Raw genomic sequence first — 22,882 nt, forward strand, 5'->3', positions numbered from 1 at the left:
CTACTTTTGCGAATTAAAACGGCTGAAAAAACGGACCACAATGACATAAAAAAGTGGGACAAAATAAATCGCCAGGAATGTTGCCGACAACATACCGCCCACCACCGCGGTACCGATAGAGTGCTGACTGGCCGCACCTGCCCCGTGCGAGATCGTGAGCGGAAATACCCCCAGCACAAACGCCATTGATGTCATGATAATTGGCCGCAAACGCAAGCGGGCCGCTTCACGCGCCGCGTACACAATATCTTTCCCCTCTTTCTCATGAATATCTTTCGCAAACTCGACGATCAAGATGGCGTTTTTCGCCGCCAGCCCGACCGTCGTTAACAGGCCAACCTGGAAGAACACATCGTTTTCGAGCCCCCTTACCAGCACGCCAATAATTGTCCCCATTACCCCTAGCGGAACAACCAGTAACACTGAAAATGGAATCGACCAGCTTTCATACAATGCCGCCAGGCAGAGGAACACGATTAACACCGAGAAGAGATATAAGGAGACTGTCTGTGAACCGGCCAGTTGCTCTTCATAAGACAGGCCATGCCACATTATTTTGTATCCTCCGGGCAATTTTTTGAATATTTCCTGCACGGCTTTAACCGCATCACCGCTACTGTATCCCGCTGCCGGTGAGCCCATAATATTCACAGCTGAAATACCATTGAACCGTTCAAAGCGCGGAGAATCGAATACCCATTTACCTGAACCAAACGCTGAAAACGGCACCATTGTTCCGGATGAATTTCTGACATACCATTTATCCAGATCTTCCGGAACAACACGCGAACCGGCATTGCCCTGGATATACACCTGTTTAACACGTCCTTCATACATAAACTGGTTTACATAGCTTGAGCCCCAGGCCGCGGATAATGTGTCATTAATATCTTCAATACTGACGCCCAGTGCTCTTGCGCGTTCATCATCAATAATCAGTTTATATTGAGGCTCATCAGCCATACCGTTATGCCGAACCATTGTCAGACGCTTATCCTTCTGCGCGAGACTGATAAACTCCTGCATGGTTTTCATCAGGGCATCATGACCTTTACCGTTCAGATCCTGGAGGTAGAAATCGAACCCGGTCGAGTTCCCCAGTTCCATTACCGCAGGCGGAATGAGCGCAATCGCCACCCCCTCCTTCATGGACGCAAAATGCGCCATGGTCCTATTGGCCAGCGCCTGCAGGCTCTGCGAGTCTTTTTTACGTAAGCTCCAGTCTTTTAGACGGACGAATGCGTTTGCCGTATTTTGTCCACGTCCGGCAAAACTGAAGCCATTCGCCGCAAAAATCGAATCCACAACGTCTTTCTCCTGAGTCAGCAGATAATGCTCGACCTCATCAATCACCTGCTGGGTCCTTTCGGCAGAGGCATTCGAGGGTAATGTGATCTGCAGCATCATCAGAGCCTGATCTTCATCGGGTAAAAACGTCGTGGGTACCCGGGTAAATAGGTATCCCGTTGCCGCCACAAGTGCGAGATAGAAGGCCATGAACAGTGCGCGTTTGTTTAAGACCTTTTCAACGCCATGGGTATATCGCAGCGTCCCCCGGTCAAACATTTTGTTGAAGAAGCCAGAAAATCCCCGGGTTTTCGTTTCCGGATTTACCGGTTTCAGCATTGTTGCGCAGAGTGCCGGCGTAAAAATCAGCGCCACAAGTACCGAAAGGATCATGGCGGAGACAATGGCGACGGAGAATTGCCGATAAATTATCCCTGTTGAACCACTGAAGAACGCCATGGGTAAAAGCACGGCGGATAACACCATTGCGATACCGAACAGTGCGCCCTGAACCTGCTCCATTGATTTAATCGTGGCTTCTTTTGGTGGCAGTCCATCCTCATGCATGACACGCTCAACGTTTTCCACCACCACGATAGCGTCATCCACCAGTAACCCTATGGCGAGCACCATACCAAACATGGTCAGGATGTTAATGGAATAACCGAAAGCATAGAGCACGCCAAATGCGCCAAGCAAAACAACCGGCACCACAAGGGTGGTAATGATTGTTGCCCGCAGGTTTTGCAAGAAAAGCAGCATCACCAGGAAAACCAGAACAATAGCCTCGCAGAGGGTTTTCACCACTTCATGAATGGATGCGCTAACCACCGGAGACGTATCATATGGGAAAACAACATGAACGCCCGCCGGTAAGGAGGATTTGATACCGTCGATCGTTGCCTTCACCGCCCTGACCGTATCCAGTACGTTCGCGCCGCTGGCCAGACGCAGGGCTATCCCTGCAGACGGCTTACCATCATAGGTACCTGAAATGCTGTATGTTTTAGGTCCAAGTGCGACTTTCGCCACATCTTTCAGGCGAACCTGTGAACCGTCCGTGTTCACTTTGAGCAGGATATTCTCAAACTGCTTGACTGTCGTCAGGCGCGTTTTCCCGATAATCGTTGCGCTGAATTTGGCATTGGCAACGGTGGGTAATCCTCCCAGCTTACCAGATGAAACCTGGACGTTTTGTTCCTTGATCGCGGTAGAAACATCGCTCGGAACAAGTGAATACTTATAGAGTTTGGCCGGGTCCAGCCATATACGCATACCATATTCCGATCCCATCACCAGAAAGTCGCCGACGCCGTTGGTACGGGAAATCGGGTCCTGTAATTTCGAGACCAGAATATCACCGAGATCGCCATCGGTCAGTTTTCCATCATCAGAATAGAGTCCGACAACCAGCATATAGTTCATCTGGTATTTGGCGACATCAATACCCTGATCGACCACTTCATCCGGTAACTGAGATTCGGCCAGTGACACTTTATTCTGTACCTGAACCTGGGCAATATCTGGATTCGTTCCCTGATTAAAGGTCACAATAATTGTTGCACTGCCGTCACTGTTACTTTGTGATTCAATATAACGAAGATTATCAATACCACTGAGCTCCTGCTCGATCACCTGGACTACCGTTTTTTGCGTGGTGTCAGCATTTGCCCCCGGATATGTGACGGAAACAGAGATGGCCGGTGGCGCAATATTCGGATACTGATTGACAGGGAGATTCTTAATAGCAAGGGCGCCTGCAATCATAATAATGATTGCAATTACCCACGCAAATATTGGGCGTTCAATAAAGAATTTAGACATCACATTTTCTCATTTATTGAGCCGAAGGATCGGTCATAGACAATGTTTTACTTGCGGTATTATCCTGACGCGGCGTCATTTCAGTCGGAATGACTTTTGTCCCTTGCTTTATCATCTGAATACCCGCTGTCACTACCCGCTCACCGGGACGAACACCTGAGGAAACGATCCATTTATCGCCCAGTGTCCCCTCCGTTTTTATGTGACGTAATTCGACAATATTGTTCGGACCGACAATATAAACGTAGGGATCGCCTTTCGTATCATGTCCGACCGACTCCTGGGGAACCAGCGTACTTTCTTCGCGGATCCCTTGCTGCAGGACTGCATGCACAAACATGCCTGGCAATAGCATCCTGTCCGGATTGGGAAAGGTAGCCCGTAAGATGACAGAACCGGTACTTTCATCAACCCGCACTTCAGAAAAATCCAGGCGACCATCGAGCGGATAAGCCGAACCATCCTCCAGCACTAAACGGACATACGCTTCATGATCGTTAAGGGTTTTTATCTGCCCGCTCTTAATTCTTGCCCTTAGCTCCAGAAGGCTGCGTGACGATTCGCTAATATCAACATAGATTGGATCAAGCTGAGTTATGGTGGTCAGGTAATCTGATTGCCCGTTAGTCACCAGCGCGCCTTCGGTTACCAGCGAGCGGTCGATCCTGCCGGAGATGGGAGCCCGGACTTTCGTGTAATCCAGGTTTATCTGCGCGGTTTCAAGATCCGCTTTGGCCTGCGCAGCGCTGGATACCGCATCATCATAATCCTGTTTGCTGATAGCATTGGTTGCAACCAGCGCGCGATACCGGCGTTCCAGGGCGTCAGCGCTCGTCAGGGTTGCTTTCGCTTTATCATAGGCTGCCTTATACGTTGCAGGATCTATCTGATAAAGCTGCTCCCCGGCTTTGACTTCCGTCCCTTCTTCAAACATCCGCCGAAGAATAATACCGCTAACCTGAGGCCTGACTTCCGCCGTTCTGACGGCGGTCGTCCGCCCCGGCAGACGGGACGAAATCACCACGGGCTGAGTTTTAAGTGTAAAGACATCCACCTGGGGAACAGCCTGCTGAGATGCGGAATTTTTATTACCGCCATCGCAAGCAGTCATTAAAAAGATAACAGGAAAGATCACACCCAGAATTTTTCCGGCGGACTGGATAACAGGCATAGAAAACCACCACTGTTGTAGATGAAAGAGTCTGTCCTGGAGAAAATCTCCAGGGGGAAAAAGGCCGGCATGAATATTCGCCGGCAAACCTTCCCCCATTGGACGTGAGGAAGTAACAGGAAAGCAAAATGTGTGGTCAGACGATATCTTTCCAGTTGGTAATCCCTTTCTCCCATATGTAACTGTAATTACCGATGATTTCTTCCGCTGTTTTCGGATATGACGATGTCAGTTTATAAAAATCATCGGAGCGAATATCCATCAACCCTTCAGCAATACTGGCTTCATTAGTTACCATATCGTTACCACACCACGGAACTGGAGATAATGAGAAATCTTGATCGGTATCGCGAGGGATTCCCATTTCATCAAGATATTTATAAAATTCATCCTTACCAACAGGGCAATATTCAATGTTAATACCAGAAGCCTTGCTGACAATAGCGCAGAGATCGCGCTGCGAGACCGACTGACGCCCGGTAATATTATAAGCCTTATTATTTTCACCCGCGCCCAGCAGCAGTGCGGTGGCGGCTTTTGCGCAGTCATCTTTTGCGATAAATGTTCCCTTGCCTTCGCCCGCGGTAGTATACCATTTATTTCCTGACATCAGTGCCAGCATCACGGATGTTGTCAGATAGTTTTCCATGTAAAGATTATTGCGCATTATATTATATTTAAATTCTTTTTTCTTACTCAGAAATTTAATATAAGCTTCGGTTGCGGTATGATCCGGAGTAACATAGACGTGCTGATAACGCGGATCGGAAGCACCAACAAAAGAGCAATATGTGATATGTTGAACACCGGCGCTTAACGCTGAGTCAATCACATTACAGTGTTGTTTGACGCGTTTTTCTCCGATCAATATTCCTGAAATCATAAACATCCGGTCGGCACCGGCAAAAGCGCTAAGCATCTGCTTCGGGTTGTCATAATTGGCAGCACGAATTTCAACCCCTTTCTTAACCCATTGAGCAACTTTATCTGCCGGAATTCGTTGTGGGTCTGGACAAGTAAATATCAGCTCTTGCGGGCTTACTCTACTCAACATATTCTCGGCGATACGTCCCCCCAGCTTCCCGTCACACCCCGTTACAAGATATTTCATACCATCCTCACCACTTGAATTAATCTTGTTTTTACTTTACCTGATAGATTTTGAAGTGTTTAATGGAAACAATTAATAGGCTATGAAAGATTTTTATTACGGTGTAATGCTATGAAAATCATACAATTAAGATGTTTTGTCATCCTGTGTGAGACCCTCAGTTTTTCACAAACCGGCGAAATCCTGCATTTGACGCAACCCGCGATATCCCATCAAATCAAAAAACTTGAAAGCCTGTTACGCTTTCAGCTTTTCGTCAGAACTAACCATAAAGTTGAATTAACGAAAGCCGGTAAGCATTTTTACTATAACGCCAAAGAGTTCCTTTCGCGCTTACAAATCGGGATTAATGAGGCATCTTTAATCAACCGGGGAAAACACAGCGTCATAAAAATTGGTTATGAAGGACATAATGTTGAAGTAGATAATCTATCGCGAATGATTAACGGATTTACGGCATTAAATGCCGACGTCCAAATAATGGTATTAAAAACAAATCATAAAGAAAGAAAAAACGCATTACTCTCAGGCGCCTGTGACATAATAATGACGGTAAAAGATGATATTGAAAATACGGATGGTGTGATATATAAAGAGATAATGAATGAGGGTATCACCTGCCTGATTAACCGTAACAGCAAGTTGGCGTCAAAAACACTGATCGATTTCGAGGATATTCGTCAGGAAACCATCATACTTCTCGATTCTAATCATGGTCCTAAAGAGTGGAATGTTGTTCAGCAGCGTCTGATTTCAACGTTACCAGATAGTCAGTATATTTTCTCGGATTCAATCGTCTCCGGTGAAATTTACATTAAGTCCAATATGGGCGTGGCAATTATTCCGGCATTTTGTAATACCAATGAAGACGATCTTGTTTGCCTGCCATTCAATATTAATGAAACGTTCTCTTATGGCGTTGCTTATCTTAAAAGCAGCGTAAACCCTGCCATTATTGAACTTGCAAAATTTATCCATCAAAATTTCGTCTCATATTCCTCTTAGGACCGCACCATTACGAAAATTTCACGTAACAGTGAATGTGCAGACCTTTCCGCCGGGCGGCGGGTAACGCCTTACCCGGTCGGGAAAATCACAATGTTATCCCATTATGCATTTGCGGAAAGATCGCATACTCGACGCGCTGTCGGGCAATTCGGCAAGCGCGTACTTTGTCAACAATCGGAAACGGCCTGCAGGCCGTTTATTAAATAGCCACATGATGAACAGCGTTTACTCAGGCAAGCAAACCTCAACCCTGGCAAAACGGGTAACGTCAAAAAGCCCGGTGGACGTCAGTTTTAAGGCAGGAATAACCGGCAGAGTCATAAAAACCAGCGTCATAAGTGGCTGTATATCCTCATTGATGCCGAATGTTTTCTTAGCCAGACAGAGCATATGCTCCATCCGGGCGGCAACCTCTACCGCACTTTTCTCAGACATTAATCCGCCCACAGGAAGCGGCAAGTGCGCCAGAACCTTTCCCGCCTGACACAACGTAAACCCTCCGCCCATCTTTTTTATATCCTCAATCGCGGCCAGCATATCGGCATCGTTATCGCCGACCACAACCAGGTTATGTGAGTCATGCGCGACTGTCATGGCGATAGCGCCGTTTTTCAGGCCATAATTCGCCAGTATACCCAAACCGATATTGCCTGATGCATGATGGCGCTCAATCACGGCAAGCTTGTTCAGGCCCGGATTGAGTTTTGGATCGAAACATCCGTTGTCATCCGGCACCACGGTCAGCGTTAGTGAATCAGTCAGTACGCTCCCGGGCTTGACGCCAATCGCCCTCACCTGTTGACTGGTCAGAGGCAATGTCAGCTCATCCATGCCAATCGGCGCCAGGCGCACCGTATTGAGGACGGTCTCGGCAACATAATCCGGCAATTCAACTAACAGCTTACCGTTTTGCGCGATTTCCTCTCCCTCAATCAACACATGTCGGGCGGCGAATTCCGTCAGATTGTCCACGATCAGTAAATCGGCATCGTATCCCGGCGCAATAGCGCCCTTACCTGTCAGTCGATAACATTCGGCTGCATTCAACGTCGCTAATGTGACAGCCAGCAATGGATCAACCCCCGCTTTTACTGCCAGCCTCAAACTTTTATTAATATGTCCGGTCGCCAGGATATCCGCCGGCTCTCTGTCATCGGTACACAAAACGCAGCGTCTGGCGTTTGCCGGCGTCAGTCCGGGTACAAGCAAGAGCAGATCTTTGCAGGCAGAGCCTTCACGAATCAGAACATACATGCCCAGACGCAGCCTGTCCTGCATTTCCTCCAGTGAACTGCACTCATGGTCCGTCATCACGCCGCCCATTGCATAGGCAGTCAGTTCCCGCCCTTTCACTCCGGGGCTGTGACCATCAATAACACGATTATAGCGCTGCGCCATCGTCAGTTTATTGATGACCTTTTCTGCATTATTAATTACCCCCGGATAATCCATCACTTCTCCCAGACCGTGAACGCCGGGGTCAGTGATTAATATCTCCAGATCATGCGCCAACAATTCAGCGCCGGATTCCTCAAACGGCGTGGCGGGAACGCATGAGGGCAACATCATCCTGACATTCAAAGGCAGGTTTCGTGAGGCATCCAGCATGTAACGGATACCCTCTAATCCGCAGACATTAGCGATCTCGTGCGGATCAGCAATAATCGTGGTTGTACCATGAGGCAAGATACAGCGGGCGAACTGTGAAGGGATCAACGACGAAGACTCAATATGCACATGTCCGTCTATCAGACCTGGCAGAATATACCCCCCTTTTGCATCCAGTGTTTTTCGGGCGTGATATTCGCCAATGCCGATTATCTTGCCCATACCAATCGCCAGCGGACCATCGCACAGGCTTTGGGTAAAAACATCGACTATCTTACAATTGATAATGAGTAAATCTACCGGCGCTCGTCCCGCAGCCATATCAATCAATGCGGCTAAATCATTCTGCTTACCCATTTATTATCCCCTTTAAGAATAATTGCGTCATACTGCACCGGATGAAAGGTGCAGTATTGTGTCAAGCTTATTCGGCAGCCTCGAGTATCGGATCAAAGGGTTTCAGTGTTGCATAATCAATCGCGCCAACATCAGTCATGGCGTAATCCGGAATAGAGGTGATTTGCAGGCAGGACATATAAAATATGGGATCGGGCAAATCGCAACCTAACTCGCGGGCGATATTCAGCAGTCGGGCTTCTTCATCGGCCATTGCCTGCGGATCCAAATCTGAAACGATGCCGCAGATCGGCAAGGGCAGGAAACCCAGTATTTGCCCGTCGCGAACAATGACCTGACCTCCCCCCTGTTCTGCAAGGTGGTTGATAGCCAATGCCATATCGTCAGAATTGGTCCCGATGCAGACCACGTTGTTATCATCCGGCGCACACGAACTCGCCATCGCACCGGCTTTCAGTTTCCAGCCGGATACCAACGCTATGGGTCTGTTCTGCGTTTTACCAAAACGTTCTACAACTGCGGCGTACAAAACATCCTGCTGCAAATCGGGTAAGACAACGCCAGCATCAACATTCAGAATGACATCCCGACGCGTCCGGACAAAAGGCACGTCAAACGCGACTTCCATAGAAAGGGCTTTAACCTTGTCCGCTTGCAGTGAGGTATACAGCTTCATCTCTTCCGCACTAACAGCCGGCAATTTTATGCTTTGCAAAAGCGTTGCACTGCGTTTCGGCGGGGACAAATCCCATACCATCTTACCGTTAACCACCGTCAGCTTGCCTTTAGCAATCACGGTCTCAATGTCAAACAATCGCAAATCATTGACGAGCAGAATATCGGCAATACGTCCTGGAGAAATAGAACCAACCAGATGATCGATACGATACGCCTCAGCACTGTTAATCGACCCCATCTGTATTGCTGTCAAGGGGTCAACCCCAGCGGCAATGGCCATTCGAACCAGTTTATCCATATGACCATTCGCCAGAATGTCAGAGGCCGTCACATCATCGGTACAGAAACTGATACGACGCGCCAGACGCGGATTCAGGTGCGTCACCACTTTCATGTTTTCATGAAGAAAATGCGAGATCGAGGATTCGCGAATCAGCATGTACATCCCTTTTCGGATCTTTTCCAGCGCCTCTTCATGTGTGTAACTCTCGTGGTCCAGCCTCAGACCTGCGCTCAGAATAGCATTCAGGCGCTTACCGCGACACATCGGCGCGCAGCCAAAGACAGGCAACCGGTTTTCACCGGCCAGTTCAATGGCCTTAAGAACATCAGGATCCTGATTTTCAACAAATTCAGAGACCGTTTCCCAGACGCCATACACTTCTGGCCATTTTTGGACTTCCGCGTGCGTTTCTCCGGTAATGTTAAAACCGACATTGGACTTTGGCAGCGTGTAAGGCATTGTGTACGGCAGCCCCCAGAAGACCTTTAAAGGCCCCTGCTGGATTTCATTCAGCACTTCGCGCACACCATCCAGCCCCGCGGTAATCAGGTACTGATCCAGCCCGGATACAATACTGGTCGTGCCATGAGGAATAACGGCTTTAGCAAAGCTGGTCATTGACAGTTTGCTGCACTCAATATGTAAATGACCATCGATCAGGCCGGGAACCAGATACTTATTTGTGGCATCAATTCGCTGAGTATTCGGCCCAATATAGTCCCCGACATCGCCAGTTGCGACAATACGAGATCGATATATCGCCACATCAGCAGGATAAATTTCTGATGAGGTGACATTCACAAGCAAACCGCCACAGATTACGATATCCGCCGGAATTTTACCTGCGCCGGCGTCAATCAAGTCAGCTAAATTTTCTTTAATCATAACAACGTCTCCATTTACAGAAAGACATAACGGACAAGGAACAGCACGGTCATAATCGCAGTACATAACGAGATTTCACGCCAACGGCCTGCTCCCAGCTTCATTGCCGCATAAGCAATAAAACCCGTCGCAATGCCCTCGGTAATCGTGAATGAAAAAGGCATCATCACCGTTGCAACAAATGCCGGCACGGCTTCAGTAAGATCCTCCCACTGCACGCGCACCAGTTCCGCCACCATTAACACCCCGACGTAAATGAGTGCGCCGGCGGTGGCATATGCCGGTACCATTTTTGCCAACGGGGAAAAAAACATTGCCAGCAAAAATAATACCCCGACACCAACGGCCATCAGCCCGCTTCGCCCCCCCACGGCAACACCGGACGCGCTTTCAATGTAAGCGGTGACCGCGGACGTTCCCATAAAGGCCCCGCCCATGGAACAGACACTGTCGATATAGAGTGATTTTTGTTGATTTGGATACCGCCCTTGCCGATCGGCCAGACCCGCTTTATCGGTAACGGCAATTAGCGTTCCGGATGACTCAAAAAGGTTGATAAGCATGACTGAAATGATGATACCCACTAACGAAATATCGAGCGCACCAGCCAAATCAAGCTGGCCAAAAACCGGGGAAATATCAGGCGGTAAACTGGCGATCCCCTGATACGTTACATCACCAAGCAACCAACCGATGAGAGTGATTACGACGAAAGAGATAAGGATGGCGGCATGAAGTCCACGGTATGCGAATATGCATATCAGGAGAAAACCCAGTGCGCTCAGTGCGAAAGGAATAGATTTAACATCGCCAATGGTCACCATTGTATCCGGATTGGCAACAATAATACCGGCGTTATGCAAGCCTATCAGTGCAATGAGTAATCCGCAGCCACTACCGATGCCAATACGTAGTGAAAGAGGTATATTAGCAACCATCCAGTAACGAACGCGAAATAGCGATAAAAGAAAAAAACCGCTGGCGCCAAGAAAAATAATAGCCATTCCTGTTTGCCATGAAAGCCCCATGCCTCCGGCGAGCACAAACGCGAAATAAGCGTTGATCCCCATCCCCGGCGCAAGCGCTATCGGTAACTTCGCAATTAGCCCCATCAAAATGCAACCAATAGCCGTAATCATACAGGTTGTGACAAATACCGCCTGCTCGTTCATCCCGGCATGTGACAAAATTTGCGGGTTCACGAAAATCACATAAACCATCGTTAGAAACGTTGTGAAACTGGCTATCAGTTCGGTTTTAACACAGGTACCTTTTTCTTTAAGGGAAAACCAGCGATCCAGAAAAGAACGTGGATCCGATCTCTTAGTGGCTGTTTCGGACATATTATTTACTCCGTATAACGAGCAAACTAAAGCTGATGGACAAGAGCGCCAAAGGCTCACAGATAGATACTGTGTGGCTGGTTACACACCTACCGTTGAAGTTAACATCGCGTGATAACAGTAGGTCGACCACTTTTAGCACCCTTACCTTTCGGAATATTTTGATTTTAATCAAAAGTTAGTTAGTCTAACTATTATTAATAGTAAAAATGATAGAACAGGCCGCATTTTCACGCCCCTACTTCGTGGATCGGACGATCTCAGTTTTACGTACCGTCATAGTTTGACTCTCGGTTTATTTTTCCCTGTCACGCTGTGTCCCCTCTGAATAATTATCGACAACGTCGAAAAGTTGCATTTATCTTATTGAATTATTTTATAAAATAATCCTGGCGGTATGCTGAAAGGATTTGCGTGGATTCCCCAGTGACGACGAGCGGCGTTCAGGCGCCCTCGCCAGGGCATCCGTAATCTGAACGATGAGGGAGATAGCCTGAGCGTCCTCACAACGCCTTGTCATCGACAACTTACCCGTTCCTGAATGGGATTTATTTTTTGTGCGACTTTTTTTATTTTTTAATTTGAGTACCACCGCCCACATGGTAGGATAAAACGCTATATATTATGGATATTACTTTAATCTGTTGCTAATGGCCTTATAAAATGACGAAGCATGCAATAAGATGAAAAAAATGACTGAATTAAAACCTGATGCACCGGAATCAATCGACTTCATAAAAACAGAGCAGGCGTTGTTACGGCTAAGCCGGTCGTTACTTGACTTCTGGCGTCGTTATGATCAACAAACCCCGATAGGAAATATTAGCTGGAATGAATATTACTATATTAATGCGCTGCGCGATGGGCCATTGAGTTTAAAAGAACTGGCACAAAAAGTTTCGGTAAAAACATCCTCGGCCAGTGCCATGGTCAGTAAACTGGAACAACGTAACATGATTTGCCGTTTTAAAAGCCAGCAAGATCGGCGAATAATTCATTTGCAACTGACGACTGAAGCAAAAGCGCAATTAGCGCTGGAATGGAATGTTTACCAGGAATTCCTTTGCAATTTGCAACAACGCATGCCAGAGGATGAATTTACGGCTCTCTGCAATTTACTGATAAAAAACGCCAGATACTTCTAATTCATATGGCCTGTTTTCTGCGCGCCGTCGGCGCTCGCGGCGCACAGGCAAACACTTTGCGTGGTGAACGCCCTTCAGGGCGATTCATAAGCAGCGCCAGCCAATTATCCCCACATATTACATGTCCACTCTGATGTTTTATATTGCGCCCTCCAGGCTGGTCATACCCTTTACGCCTGATGGAATAACGGATTAAGCTGACAATACCAGGCGTAACACGGTGGACATTTTATTCTCCTCAGAGTCTGGCCCGCAGAGTTACTTACAACATGCATAATGATGGACCGGGCATTCGGGTCAGACAACACTCAGACACTAAAAAGGATGACGCGAATAACCACATAAACGGCGTGAAAAAAACGTCGCCTGATGACAGGCTGGCATGGACGCATTCCCTCACCGCTCCCTTCTCCAGGATGTCTCAAAAATCGAACAAAAATTAAAATAAATACAACAATGGAATATAAATTTCATAATGGAGTACATTCTCAAATGTGACACGTATCATAATTTTAACATTTCGTTTAACTATTGCGGAATTTTAGCGTTGGCTGAAATGAAAAAAATCACTTTGCATATCAATTAATTATAAAAAAACCCCTTTTGGCAGGATAAAGATAACATATTCTTTGTGCGCCAAAATCGAAATGAAATTTTCAAAATGTGATCTATTTGCATTTACATTTCATTAATAGTGGCAATAATATCCCTGATTACATGCACGCTGGGCACCTTACTGGTGAAGCAGAAATCCTTACCCCCCGGAGGATGTGATGAAGAAAGTGAGCGCAGGCGTTATAGGTACAACGGATACGGTTTTTTGTTATCCCCACATCTGTTGGTATCAGGAATCTGCCGGGGATAGTGTAAACACCAACCCACCGGAGAACATCGCACATACTGATGATTTATTATTGATCAATACAAAACCTCTTTGACCGGTTTTATTTAGCGTCTTGCCGTAAGCGCTAAATAGTAGCACCAGGAACAAAAAATCGTTTCATAACAGTCATACGCAACGTGACTGGGATGACGCATTTTTATCTCGCGCCGTTAATCAAAACAAAAGGTATAAAAATGTCTCTTATTATGAATCTGAACCTACAACAGAGAAAGCGACTACACCAAATAACCTTAGTGGCAACATTTGGTGGCCTTCTATTCGGTTATGACACTGGCGTCATTAATGGTGCATTTTCCTCACTGAAGCAATATATGGCATTAACCCCGACGACTGAAGGTCTGGTAATGAGCGTGTTGCTGATCGGTGCCGCATTAGGCAGCGTTTTCGGAGGGAAATTCGCAGATTTCTTTGGCAGAAGAAAGTACTTACTCTTTTTATCACTGTTTTTTTTCATCGGCGCGCTGATGTCCGCCTTTGCGCCCGATATTACCGTGCTCCTTATTTCTCGCTTTATTCTTGGTTACGCTGTTGGCGGCGCCTCGGTAACCGCCCCAACATTTATCTCCGAAGTCGCGCCAACAGAGATGCGCGGTAGACTGACCGGGTTAAATGAAGTCGCAATTGTTGTCGGTCAACTCGCCGCCTTTGCCATAAACGCCATTATAGGCGTCGTCTGGGGGCATCTCCCTGATGTCTGGCGATATATGTTAATGGTCCAGGCCATTCCGGCTATCTGTCTCTTTGTTGGCATGTTGCGTTCACCGGAAAGCCCTCGTTGGTTAATCAGCAAAAAACGCGAGGAAGAAGCGCTGGAAATACTGAAACAAATTCGTCCCCTTGAACGTGCGGTGAAGGAATTCAATGATATCAAAACATTAATAAAGGCTGAGGAAGACAACAAGCTGACTTCGCAAAACGCCTTTGTGACCATCATTCATACGCCATGGATTTTTAAACTTCTGCTGATCGGCGTGGTGTGGTCTGCCATACAGCAGACTACCGGGGTCAACGTCATTATGTACTATGGTACAGAGATCCTGAGCACCGCAGGATTCTCAGAGAGAACCTCATTAATCTGCAACGTGCTTAATGGCGTGTTCTCCGTGGGGGGAATGTTATTTGGCGTGCTATTTCTCGTTGACCGGTTTAAGCGTAAAACCATTATTATTTATGGTTTTGCTATCATGGCCACGCTGCACCTTATCATTGCCGGCGTCGACTACACCCTTGTTGGCGATATCAAAGCGACGGCCATCTGGCTGCTTGGCGCACTGTTTGTTGGTGTAATGCAGGGCACCCTCGGATTTATCACCTGGGTGGTATTAGCTGAACTGTTCCCGCTCAGATTTCGCGGGCTGTCAATGGGCATTTCGGTATTTTTCATGTGGGTTATGAATGCCATCGTCAGCTACCTGTTCCCATTGTTACAAGCCAAACTTGGTTTAGGGCCGGTATTCCTGATTTTTGCCGCGATTAACTACCTGGCCATTATCTTTGTAGTAACAGCTCTGCCCGAAACATCAAATAAATCGCTCGAGCAACTCGAAGAAGAGCTGTCCACCAATAAATACGATGCACAAATCAACACTGCGACGAAGGAAAGCGGGTTATGATCGATAATATTACGCAAGATAATCTACATCTGTCGTGCCAGGCGAAAAACAAAGCGGAAGTGCTGGCAATGATCGGTGCTGATTTCAAGGCCAAAGGTTACGTCAGTGATGATTGCGTGGCTTTTCTTGGTGAAAGAGAGCGTCAGGTCTCCACCTTTTTAGGTAATGGCATTACGCTACCGCATCTGCCTAAATCAGCAACCAACATCATTGTTAAAACCGGCATCGAAATCTATCAGTTTCCGGATGGCGTGATCTGGGACAGAAATAACGTAATGTTTATTGCGATTGGCGTTATCGCCAAAGAGAGTGAACATATTGATGTTTTGAGAGATATTGCCTCGATCTTTAGTGATGAGATCATCGCAAAGGCGCTCTCCTTGATATCGAATAAGCAGGACTTCCTGAAAATTCTGCAGCAGCACTGATCGCTCGGGGCAGGAATGGCCACAGATCCTGCCCCTGTTACCGCGTCTATTTTGCCGACGCACGCCGACACCGCCCTCGCAGACGGGCAAAATGGTGTGATAACGGTTTTTTATTAAGAAAAACCCGGACGCTGTCCGGGTGACGCTCTGACGCTTCCGACGATAATATTAATTACGCCGCAACGACTGATTTTGCAGGCGTCGGGCCCGCTAACGCTAACCGAGCTCCGGCTTCGGTATCCGTATATTGTTTAAAGTTGTCAATAAACAACTGTGCCAGACTCTCCGCTTTCTCCTGCCACTTATCGGCAGATGACCAACCGCTACGCGGATCAAGCAGCGCGCTATCCACGCCCGCAATGGCCTGAGGAATAGACAAGTCAAATACCGGCACGGTCTCTGCGCGCATCTCTCCGGTGGTGCCGTTTAAAATTGCGCTAATGATATTGCGTGTATCACGCAAGGAAAGACGTTTGCCTTCACCGTTCCAGCCCGTGTTAACCAGCCAGGCTTCAGCGCCCACCTCTGCCATTTTCGCCGCCAGGACGCTGGCATACTGTGTCGGATGCAGCAGCAGAAACGCGGCGCCATAACAGGCTGAAAACGTTGGCGTCGGTTGTGTAATACCGCGTTCAGTTCCGGCCAGTTTAGAGGTAAATCCTGACAGGAAGTGGTACTGCATCTGTTCCGTCGTCAGGCGAGAAACCGGCGGCAGTACGCCAAACGCATCGGCGGCAAGGAAAATCACCTTCGACGGATGGCCTGCACGCGATACCGGCTTAACGATGTTCTCAATATGCGATAAAGGATAAGAGACGCGTGTGTTTTCGGTTTTGCTGCCATCGGCGTAATCGACGCTGCCGTCCGCTCTGACTACCACATTTTCCAGCAGCGCATTGCGGCGAATCGCGCGATAGATCTCCGGCTCGGCCTGCGGCTCAAGATTAATGGTCTTGGCATAGCAACCGCCTTCAAAGTTGAACACGCCCTCATCATCCCAGCCATGCTCATCATCGCCGATAAGCTGTCGCTGCGGGTCGGTGGAAAGCGTGGTCTTGCCGGTCCCGGAAAGGCCGAAGAACAGCGCGACATCGCCCGCTTCACCGCGGTTCGCCGAGCAGTGCATCGACGCGATCCCCTGCTGCGGCAACAGATAGTTCATCACCGAAAACAGCCCTTTCTTCATTTCGCCGCCGTACCAGGTGCCGCCAATCAACTGAATATTTTCACTCAAATTGAAAGCCACAAAGTTCTCGGAGTTAAGCCCTTGTTCCTGCCATTTATCGTTGGTACAGCCCGCACCGTTGAGAACAACGAAATCCGGCGTAAATTCAGCCAGTTCCTCTGCGTTCGGCGCAATAAACATATTTTTAACGAAGTGCGCCTGCCACGCCACCTCGGTCACGAAACGCACCCCCAGGCGAGTCGCCGGACTGGCGCCGCACCAGGCATCAACAATATACAATTTTTTGCCGCTAAGCTGTCCGGCAACCCGTGCCTTGAGATCGGTCCAAATCTCAGTCGTTAACGGTTTATTATCATTCCGCCCCAGACCAGCATCAGACCACCACACGGTGTCACGCGTCACGTCATCTCTGACAATATATTTGTCACGCGGCGAACGCCCGGTAAAAATGCCGGTATCAACCGCGACCGCGCCGCACCCGGTCATCACGCCGCGCGCCTCACCGGTTAACTCCGCGCTGGTTTCATGCGCAATCAGCAAGTCGTAATCCGGGTTATAAAACAGCTCGCTGCTATTCTGAATGCCAAGCTCAAGAAGAGCCGCTTTTACTGATTCAATATGTGACATGGAACTCCTGACAAACAATTGGCTGGATAAGATGCATTTGCTTATTCAACCTGTTATTTACCACCGCCAGACTATTTTTAATAAACAATCCGCATTGCATTAAATAAACAGGCCAAACAGGGCCGGCGATTTAAAATCGTGCTCGCGTAGGGGGGCGCCTGTACTTAAGAAATATCGTTTAAAGAATAAGTCATAAGCTAAACTCCGGTAAAAATGTTAACACCTGTAGTTATTGATGTTAATTGCATAGTTTCTATGCGTTATGCTAAAATTGCATAGCCTTAAATGATATGTTGAGGAATAGCGGTGCTGGCGAATCTTGAAGTAAAATGGCTTTACGATGTGATTGCCCTGGAAGAGTCCAGAAGCTTTACCCTGGCGGCAAAAAGTCGAAATATTTCACAATCTTCCTTCAGTCGGCGCATTCAGGCGCTGGAAGCCTCGCTGGGCTTTAGTATCTTTGACCGCTCGGCAAACCCGTTACAGTTGACCAACCGCGGCAAAATTTTTGTCGGCTATGCGCGAAATATGCTTGATGATATGGATTTTCAAATCAGCCGTATTAAGGGATTAAGCAACACAACCCAAAAAATAAGAATCGATGCAGCACCTTCGCTTTCTGTTTTATTACTCCCCGAGATTATCGCCGGTTATACCGACAGAAAGAATAAAACATTTCATGTTGAATCGATTAACGTCAACGATGCGGTGTTCAATCTTAAAGAAGGGAAAAGCGATTTTATTCTGTCGTTTTATAACGAAGAGTTGATGAACTATCCGTTTATCAACCACAAAATTTTCGACTCCGCGCTGCATCTCGTTTCGCCCTGCGATAAAAATGGCCGGCCGCTTTTTTATTTACACCGCGGCGTGCTGCCGCTGATGAAATACGCCAACGACAGCTACATGGGACGGCAGGTTAACCAGGTTATTGACCGCAAACCTGAGATCACCTTTTCTCTGACTTTCGTTTCATCCATGAGCGAGCTGTTAAAACGCATGATCCTTAACGGAGACGGGGTTGGCTGGCTCCCGCAATACTCCATAAAGCGCGAACTTGAAGAAGGCCGCCTGGCGATTATGGATAAGAGCCTGTCGTTGCCGATCGGCGCCTATATCTATCGTTCCGGTTCACGACTCAACCAGTCCGCCGAACGCTTCTGGCACCATATAAAGTCCCGCAGCACTGCCACCGCGTAATTCATCCGCATTCAGCAAAAGCGCGAACCCTCAGGCAAAGCGAACGCGGGCCTGACACGCATCTGGCGGAAGCCGGCCAAGGCATATCAGTCACCGCCCGGCGTGAACGGCGGCAGTTTCTGAAACGTACCCAGCAGCCCCTCGGACCAGGCTTTACGAATAGTATTGAAATAAGGATCGCTGTCCGTTATTCGATGCTGTCCGGCGCTGCTCAGGCTGCCGCTACGGTATAGCAGCGTATCCAGCGGCAGCCCAACCGAAAGATTACTGCGCAATGTTGAATCGATTGAAATCAGCGCGCAGCACATCGCCTGCTCCAGCGGCGTATCCATCGTCAGTACCCGGTCAATAATCGGCTTGCCGTATTTACTCTCGCCAATCTGGAAATAGGGCGTATCGCGCGTCGCCTCGATAAAGTTACCTTCCGGATAGATATGAAAAAGACGGTGCGTTTCCCCGGCAATCTGTCCACCGAGCAGCAGATTGCAGTTGAAATTGGTATTGCCGCAGTTTTGCTGATTGCTGCTGTCACGCTGAATCACCTCCTGTAACGTTTTGCCGATTAACATCGCCGCATCGTATAACGAAGTGACCTGCATCAGGTTCGGCTCCTGCTGAGTGCGAATGCGCGCATTGAGCAGGCTAATCACGCTCTGCGTGGTGGCCAGGTTGCCCGCAGATTGCAGCACCATGACGCGCTCGCCATCCTGATGGAAAACGTGCAGTTTTTTAAATGTTGCAATATGGTCCACTCCCGCATTAGTGCGGGAGTCTGAGGCAAATACCAGTCCATCTGACAAACACATGGCCACACAGTAGGTCATCGTTCTTTGTTCCTGCCGTTATTGCTGCTGCGCCTGTTGCGAATGCTCGCGCACTTCAGCATTAGTTAACATCACTTCACCCCCGCCCCCAAGACGGGTACCGCGTACCGGACACGCATCAAGATAATCCAGCCCGGTCGCCAACCGCAAATGTTGATTCATATTGCGGGTATTATTGGTGATATCAAAAGAGTGCCAGCGATCGTTCAACCACACTTCCGCCCAGGCATGCATGGCGACGTGCCTGGCGTTGTCGCTATAGACATAGCCGCTCACATAGCGCGCCGGGATCTCCAGCGCGCGACAGCAGGCGAGGAATACATGGGTGTGATCCTGACAAACCCCTTTCGCCCGCGCAAACGCATCGGCAGCGGAATCCTGGACCTGTGTCGCCCCTGGCGAATAAGGCATTCTGAGCAGCAGTTCCGTCATTAAGCGGTTAAGACTCTCTTCCTGAGCATCCGGCAGGAACCAACGGCGGGCAAATTCGCGAATCTGGTCATCAGCACGGGTGAGCGGCGTACTGCGTAAAAAGACCAGCGGCGACAGCAGCTCCTGTTGTTCGGCGCCCATCTCCTCGCCCTCTTCCGCGATATCGACGATCCCGCTGGCGCGAATAACAATCTCTTTATGCGGATTATCCAGCGTCAGCACATGCAGGATGTTGCCCCACGCATCGGTGGTGGCAACCGTGGAGCCGTCCGGCAGCGTTAATGTCCAGGAGGTGATCTTTTGCCGCCCGTTACTGCGCGGCGTCAGGCGCAGATACTGGGTCGAAAACTTCACTTCTTCATCGTAGCCGTAGCGGGTCAGGTGATCGATAACCAGTTTCATAACGCCTCCAGATAAGTTTGTCTGATGCTGTCAGAAAGCGCGTTAATCCGCGCCAGCAGCCCATTGAGCGTAACCTGTAAATCGGCCTGCGCCAGATCGTCGCGAGTGCTGAAGCGCAAATCGACGTTGAGTTTATGCGCCAGGCGCAGCGGCAGGTATGAACGATCGTTGGCAATCTGTTCCAGTTGCCCGACCAGGTCGGAAATACTGGCTCTCAGCGATCTCGGCACATCATTACGTAAAATCAGCAGTTCCATCACCGTCTCACGGGTTAGCGGCTGACGGTAAATACTGTTGTAGGCCTCGCGGGCGCTGACCGCGTTGAGCAGGGTATCCAGCCGGTAATACTCACGCACCGGGTCCGGGTCGCTATTCAGTTGCTGATCCTTAATCAACAGGAGTTGTGCGGTGGCGGACGCCCGCTCAATCAGCGTACCGATACCGATAAAGCTTAATGCGTCGTTACGCAGCAGGGTGCCGAGGATCGCCCCGCGAAACAGATGTACCCGCTCTTTTACCCATTCGAAAAAAGCGTCGTTACCCAGTTCGCCGATCCCCTGCTGGCGCAGTTTGCGCAGCTCAATACGCGTGGCGTTGATACTTTCCCACACTTCCGCCGACAGACTACCGCGCACCGCATGGGCATTATTCCACGCCATTTCGACGCAGCTAAAAATGCTGTACGGATTGTTCCCGTCAAGGGCGAAAAAATTAAGCAGATTGCTCATGGTGAAACGCGCGTGTCGCGCCTGAAATAACTCGTGGGTCAGCGACAAGTTTAGCGGTAAGGCCAAATCCCGCGACTGCTGGCTATGGCGGGGGATCATCGACAGCTTCCAGGTCACATCCAGTACCCGGGCATAGCTTTCCGCGCGCTCAAGATAACGCGCCATCCAGAAGAGTTCACTCGCTGTGCGGCTTAGCATGATGCATCATCCTCCATTACCCAGGTATCCTTAGTACCGCCGCCCTGCGACGAGTTCACTACCAGCGAACCTTCGGTTAGCGCCACGCGCGTGAGTCCGCCAGGCACCAGGCGGATCTCCTGGCCGGAGAGAACAAAAGGACGTAAATCAATGTGGCGTGGCGCCAGACCATCCTCGATAAACGTTGGACAAGTCGACAACGCCAGGGTGTCCTGGCCAATATAGTTGGCCGGGTTCGCCAGCAGACGCTGGCGAAACACTTCGCGCTCCTCTTTGGTTGAACGCGGGCCGACCAGCATGCCATAGCCCCCGGCGCCGTGAACCTCCTTCACCACCATCCGTTCAAGGTTGCTCAGCACGTAGCGAAGATCGTCCTCTTTGCGGCACTGCCAGGTGGGAATGTTACTCAGGATCGGCTGTTCGCCCAGATAGAAGCGGATCATCTCCGGCACGTAGGGATAGATCGATTTATCATCGGCGACGCCGGTTCCGATGGCGTTGGCCAGCACCACGCCCCCGGCGCGATACACCGACAACAGCCCGGGAACGCCTAACATGGAATCGGCGCGAAAGGCCAGCGGATCGAGATACGCATCGTCAATACGCCGGTAAATCACATCCACGCGCCGCGGTCCCTCGGTGGTACGCATATACACCGCCCCGGTTTTAATAAACAGATCGGCGCTTTCCACCAGCTCGACGCCCATCTGCTGAGCCAGAAAACTGTGCTCAAAATAGGCGCTGTTAAAGCGTCCCGGCGTCATCACCACCACGCACGGATCATCCACCGGCGAACTTTCGCGCAGGGTCTGCAGCAAATAGCTGGGATAACGCTCTACCGGCGCAATATGATGCTGTTCGAACATTTCGGGATACAGCCGCATCATCATCTTGCGGTTTTCCAGCATATAGGAGACGCCGGAAGGCGTTCGCAAATTGTCCTCCAGCACGTAATACTGGCCGTCGCTGTTGCGTACCATATCCACCCCGGTGATATGGGCATAGGTGTTATTGGGTAAATTAATCCCCTGCATACAGGGCTGATACTGTTCGTTGGCCAGCACCTGTTCCGCCGGAATCAGCCCCGCGCGCAGGATATTCTGGTCGTGATAGATATCGTAAAGGAAAGCATTCAGGGCTTTCACCCGCTGGCGAATGCCAAGGTCGATCCGCTGCCACTCGGTGGCGGGAATAATGCGCGGCACGCTGTCAAAAGGGATCAGTCGTTCAGTGCCCTCATCCTCACCGTAGACGTTAAAAGTGATGCCGATTCGGTGAAAGAGTAGCTCAGCCTGCTCTTTTTTCTGCCGGATAGAGAATTGATCGGTGTTGCGAAACCATTGCCACCAGGCGTTATAGTGCTGGCGCTGCTCTCCCTGTGCGGTAAGCATCTCATCATAATAATGCCCGTCTGGAAGCGTTATTTTTATCATGACCGTCTCCTCCGGTTATACTCATTTTGAGGTAATTCCGCTAAGAGATAAGCATTAATTATGCCAGGTAACGCAGCGTATCGCCGCGGCGCAATGCCGTTACACCTTTTTGCATATTTGAATAAATAATAACCAGACGCTTTGCTTATTTATGGCATGTTCCTTGCCTGAAATGCACCACAATAGTGCAAACTGACTCGCGCGATG

At 49.2% G+C, this 22,882-nt stretch carries 15 protein-coding genes and 1 pseudogene; 5 read left to right on the forward strand and 11 right to left on the reverse strand.

The window, feature by feature from the left end; all coding sequences use genetic code 11:
• From FN037_RS02030 to FN037_RS02040, 3 genes are all read right to left on the reverse strand, one after another.
• A complete protein-coding gene (locus FN037_RS02030) occupies positions 1-3,111 on the reverse strand; it encodes an efflux RND transporter permease subunit (protein WP_142501444.1) in 3,111 nt (1,036 codons plus the stop codon).
• A gap of 13 nt (positions 3,112-3,124) precedes the next feature.
• Positions 3,125-4,282, reverse strand: a complete 1,158-nt coding sequence (locus tag FN037_RS02035) for an efflux RND transporter periplasmic adaptor subunit (RefSeq protein WP_142501445.1) — start codon at positions 4,280-4,282, stop codon at positions 3,125-3,127.
• A 136-nt stretch (positions 4,283-4,418) separates the two neighbouring features.
• Positions 4,419-5,393, reverse strand: coding sequence for an NmrA family NAD(P)-binding protein (locus tag FN037_RS02040; RefSeq protein ID WP_142501446.1), 975 nt, complete (start codon positions 5,391-5,393; stop codon positions 4,419-4,421).
• A gap of 111 nt (positions 5,394-5,504) precedes the next feature.
• On the opposite strand from FN037_RS02040, the gene FN037_RS02045 reads away from it, so the two are divergent.
• A complete protein-coding gene (locus FN037_RS02045; protein WP_142501447.1) occupies positions 5,505-6,398 on the forward strand; it encodes a LysR family transcriptional regulator in 894 nt (297 codons plus the stop codon).
• Between the two features lie 228 nt (positions 6,399-6,626).
• Here the strand turns inward: FN037_RS02045 and ade are convergent, their stop codons facing one another.
• The 3 genes from ade to FN037_RS02060 all read right to left on the reverse strand — a co-directional run bounded on the left by ade (position 6,627) and on the right by FN037_RS02060 (position 11,555).
• Positions 6,627-8,366, reverse strand: a complete 1,740-nt coding sequence (gene ade, locus FN037_RS02050; protein WP_142501448.1) for an adenine deaminase — start codon at positions 8,364-8,366, stop codon at positions 6,627-6,629.
• Between the two features lie 67 nt (positions 8,367-8,433).
• Positions 8,434-10,212 carry an adenine deaminase gene (locus FN037_RS02055; RefSeq protein WP_138360311.1) on the reverse strand — a complete coding sequence of 593 codons (1,779 nt, stop codon included), beginning with the start codon at positions 10,210-10,212 and terminating at the stop codon, positions 8,434-8,436.
• Between the two features lie 14 nt (positions 10,213-10,226).
• Complete coding sequence (locus FN037_RS02060) at positions 10,227-11,555, reverse strand: NCS2 family permease (protein WP_138360398.1); 1,329 nt, start codon at positions 11,553-11,555, stop codon at positions 10,227-10,229.
• Between the two features lie 692 nt (positions 11,556-12,247).
• Here FN037_RS02060 and FN037_RS02065 point away from each other — a divergent pair.
• The 3 genes and pseudogenes from FN037_RS02065 (at position 12,248) to FN037_RS02075 (ending at position 15,645) form a co-directional block, all read left to right on the forward strand.
• Positions 12,248-12,700, forward strand: coding sequence for a MarR family winged helix-turn-helix transcriptional regulator (locus tag FN037_RS02065; protein ID WP_171034842.1), 453 nt, complete (start codon positions 12,248-12,250; stop codon positions 12,698-12,700).
• Positions 12,701-13,777: 1,077 nt separating this feature from the next.
• Positions 13,778-15,224, forward strand: a pseudogene (locus FN037_RS02070) (sugar porter family MFS transporter).
• On the forward strand, positions 15,214-15,645 hold the full coding sequence (locus tag FN037_RS02075) for a PTS sugar transporter subunit IIA (RefSeq protein ID WP_138360309.1): 432 nt from the start codon (positions 15,214-15,216) through the stop codon (positions 15,643-15,645). The pseudogene FN037_RS02070 and the gene FN037_RS02075 overlap by 11 nt, the downstream one beginning before the upstream one ends.
• 172 nt (positions 15,646-15,817) lie before the next feature.
• On the opposite strand, the gene pckA is transcribed toward FN037_RS02075, so the two are convergent.
• Positions 15,818-17,458 (reverse strand): phosphoenolpyruvate carboxykinase (ATP), encoded by a 1,641-nt coding sequence (gene pckA / locus FN037_RS02080; protein WP_138360308.1) that lies wholly within the window; start codon positions 17,456-17,458, stop codon positions 15,818-15,820.
• 306 nt (positions 17,459-17,764) lie between these two features.
• On the opposite strand from pckA, the gene FN037_RS02085 reads away from it, so the two are divergent.
• Positions 17,765-18,658: a LysR substrate-binding domain-containing protein gene (locus tag FN037_RS02085; protein ID WP_138360307.1), complete on the forward strand. Its 894-nt coding sequence runs from the start codon at positions 17,765-17,767 to the stop codon at positions 18,656-18,658.
• 86 nt (positions 18,659-18,744) lie between these two features.
• Here FN037_RS02085 and FN037_RS02090 read toward each other — a convergent pair whose 3' ends face one another.
• The 4 genes from FN037_RS02090 to FN037_RS02105 are packed head-to-tail and all read right to left on the reverse strand — an operon-like array spanning position 18,745 to position 22,675.
• Positions 18,745-19,482: a proteasome-type protease gene (locus FN037_RS02090; RefSeq protein ID WP_138360306.1), complete on the reverse strand. Its 738-nt coding sequence runs from the start codon at positions 19,480-19,482 to the stop codon at positions 18,745-18,747.
• Between the two features lie 18 nt (positions 19,483-19,500).
• Positions 19,501-20,316, reverse strand: coding sequence for a transglutaminase family protein (locus tag FN037_RS02095; protein ID WP_138360305.1), 816 nt, complete (start codon positions 20,314-20,316; stop codon positions 19,501-19,503).
• On the reverse strand, positions 20,313-21,242 hold the full coding sequence (locus FN037_RS02100; RefSeq protein ID WP_138360304.1) for an alpha-E domain-containing protein: 930 nt from the start codon (positions 21,240-21,242) through the stop codon (positions 20,313-20,315). The genes FN037_RS02095 and FN037_RS02100 overlap by 4 nt, the downstream gene beginning before the upstream one ends.
• Entirely contained in the window at positions 21,236-22,675 is a 1,440-nt protein-coding gene (locus tag FN037_RS02105) for a circularly permuted type 2 ATP-grasp protein (RefSeq protein WP_138360303.1), read from the reverse strand. Before FN037_RS02105 ends, FN037_RS02100 begins: the two co-directional genes overlap by 7 nt.
• Positions 22,676-22,882 lie beyond the last annotated feature (207 nt).

Source organism: Klebsiella sp. 2680 (genome assembly GCF_900198535.1).
Taxonomy (GTDB): Bacteria; Pseudomonadota; Gammaproteobacteria; order Enterobacterales; family Enterobacteriaceae; genus Klebsiella; species Klebsiella indica.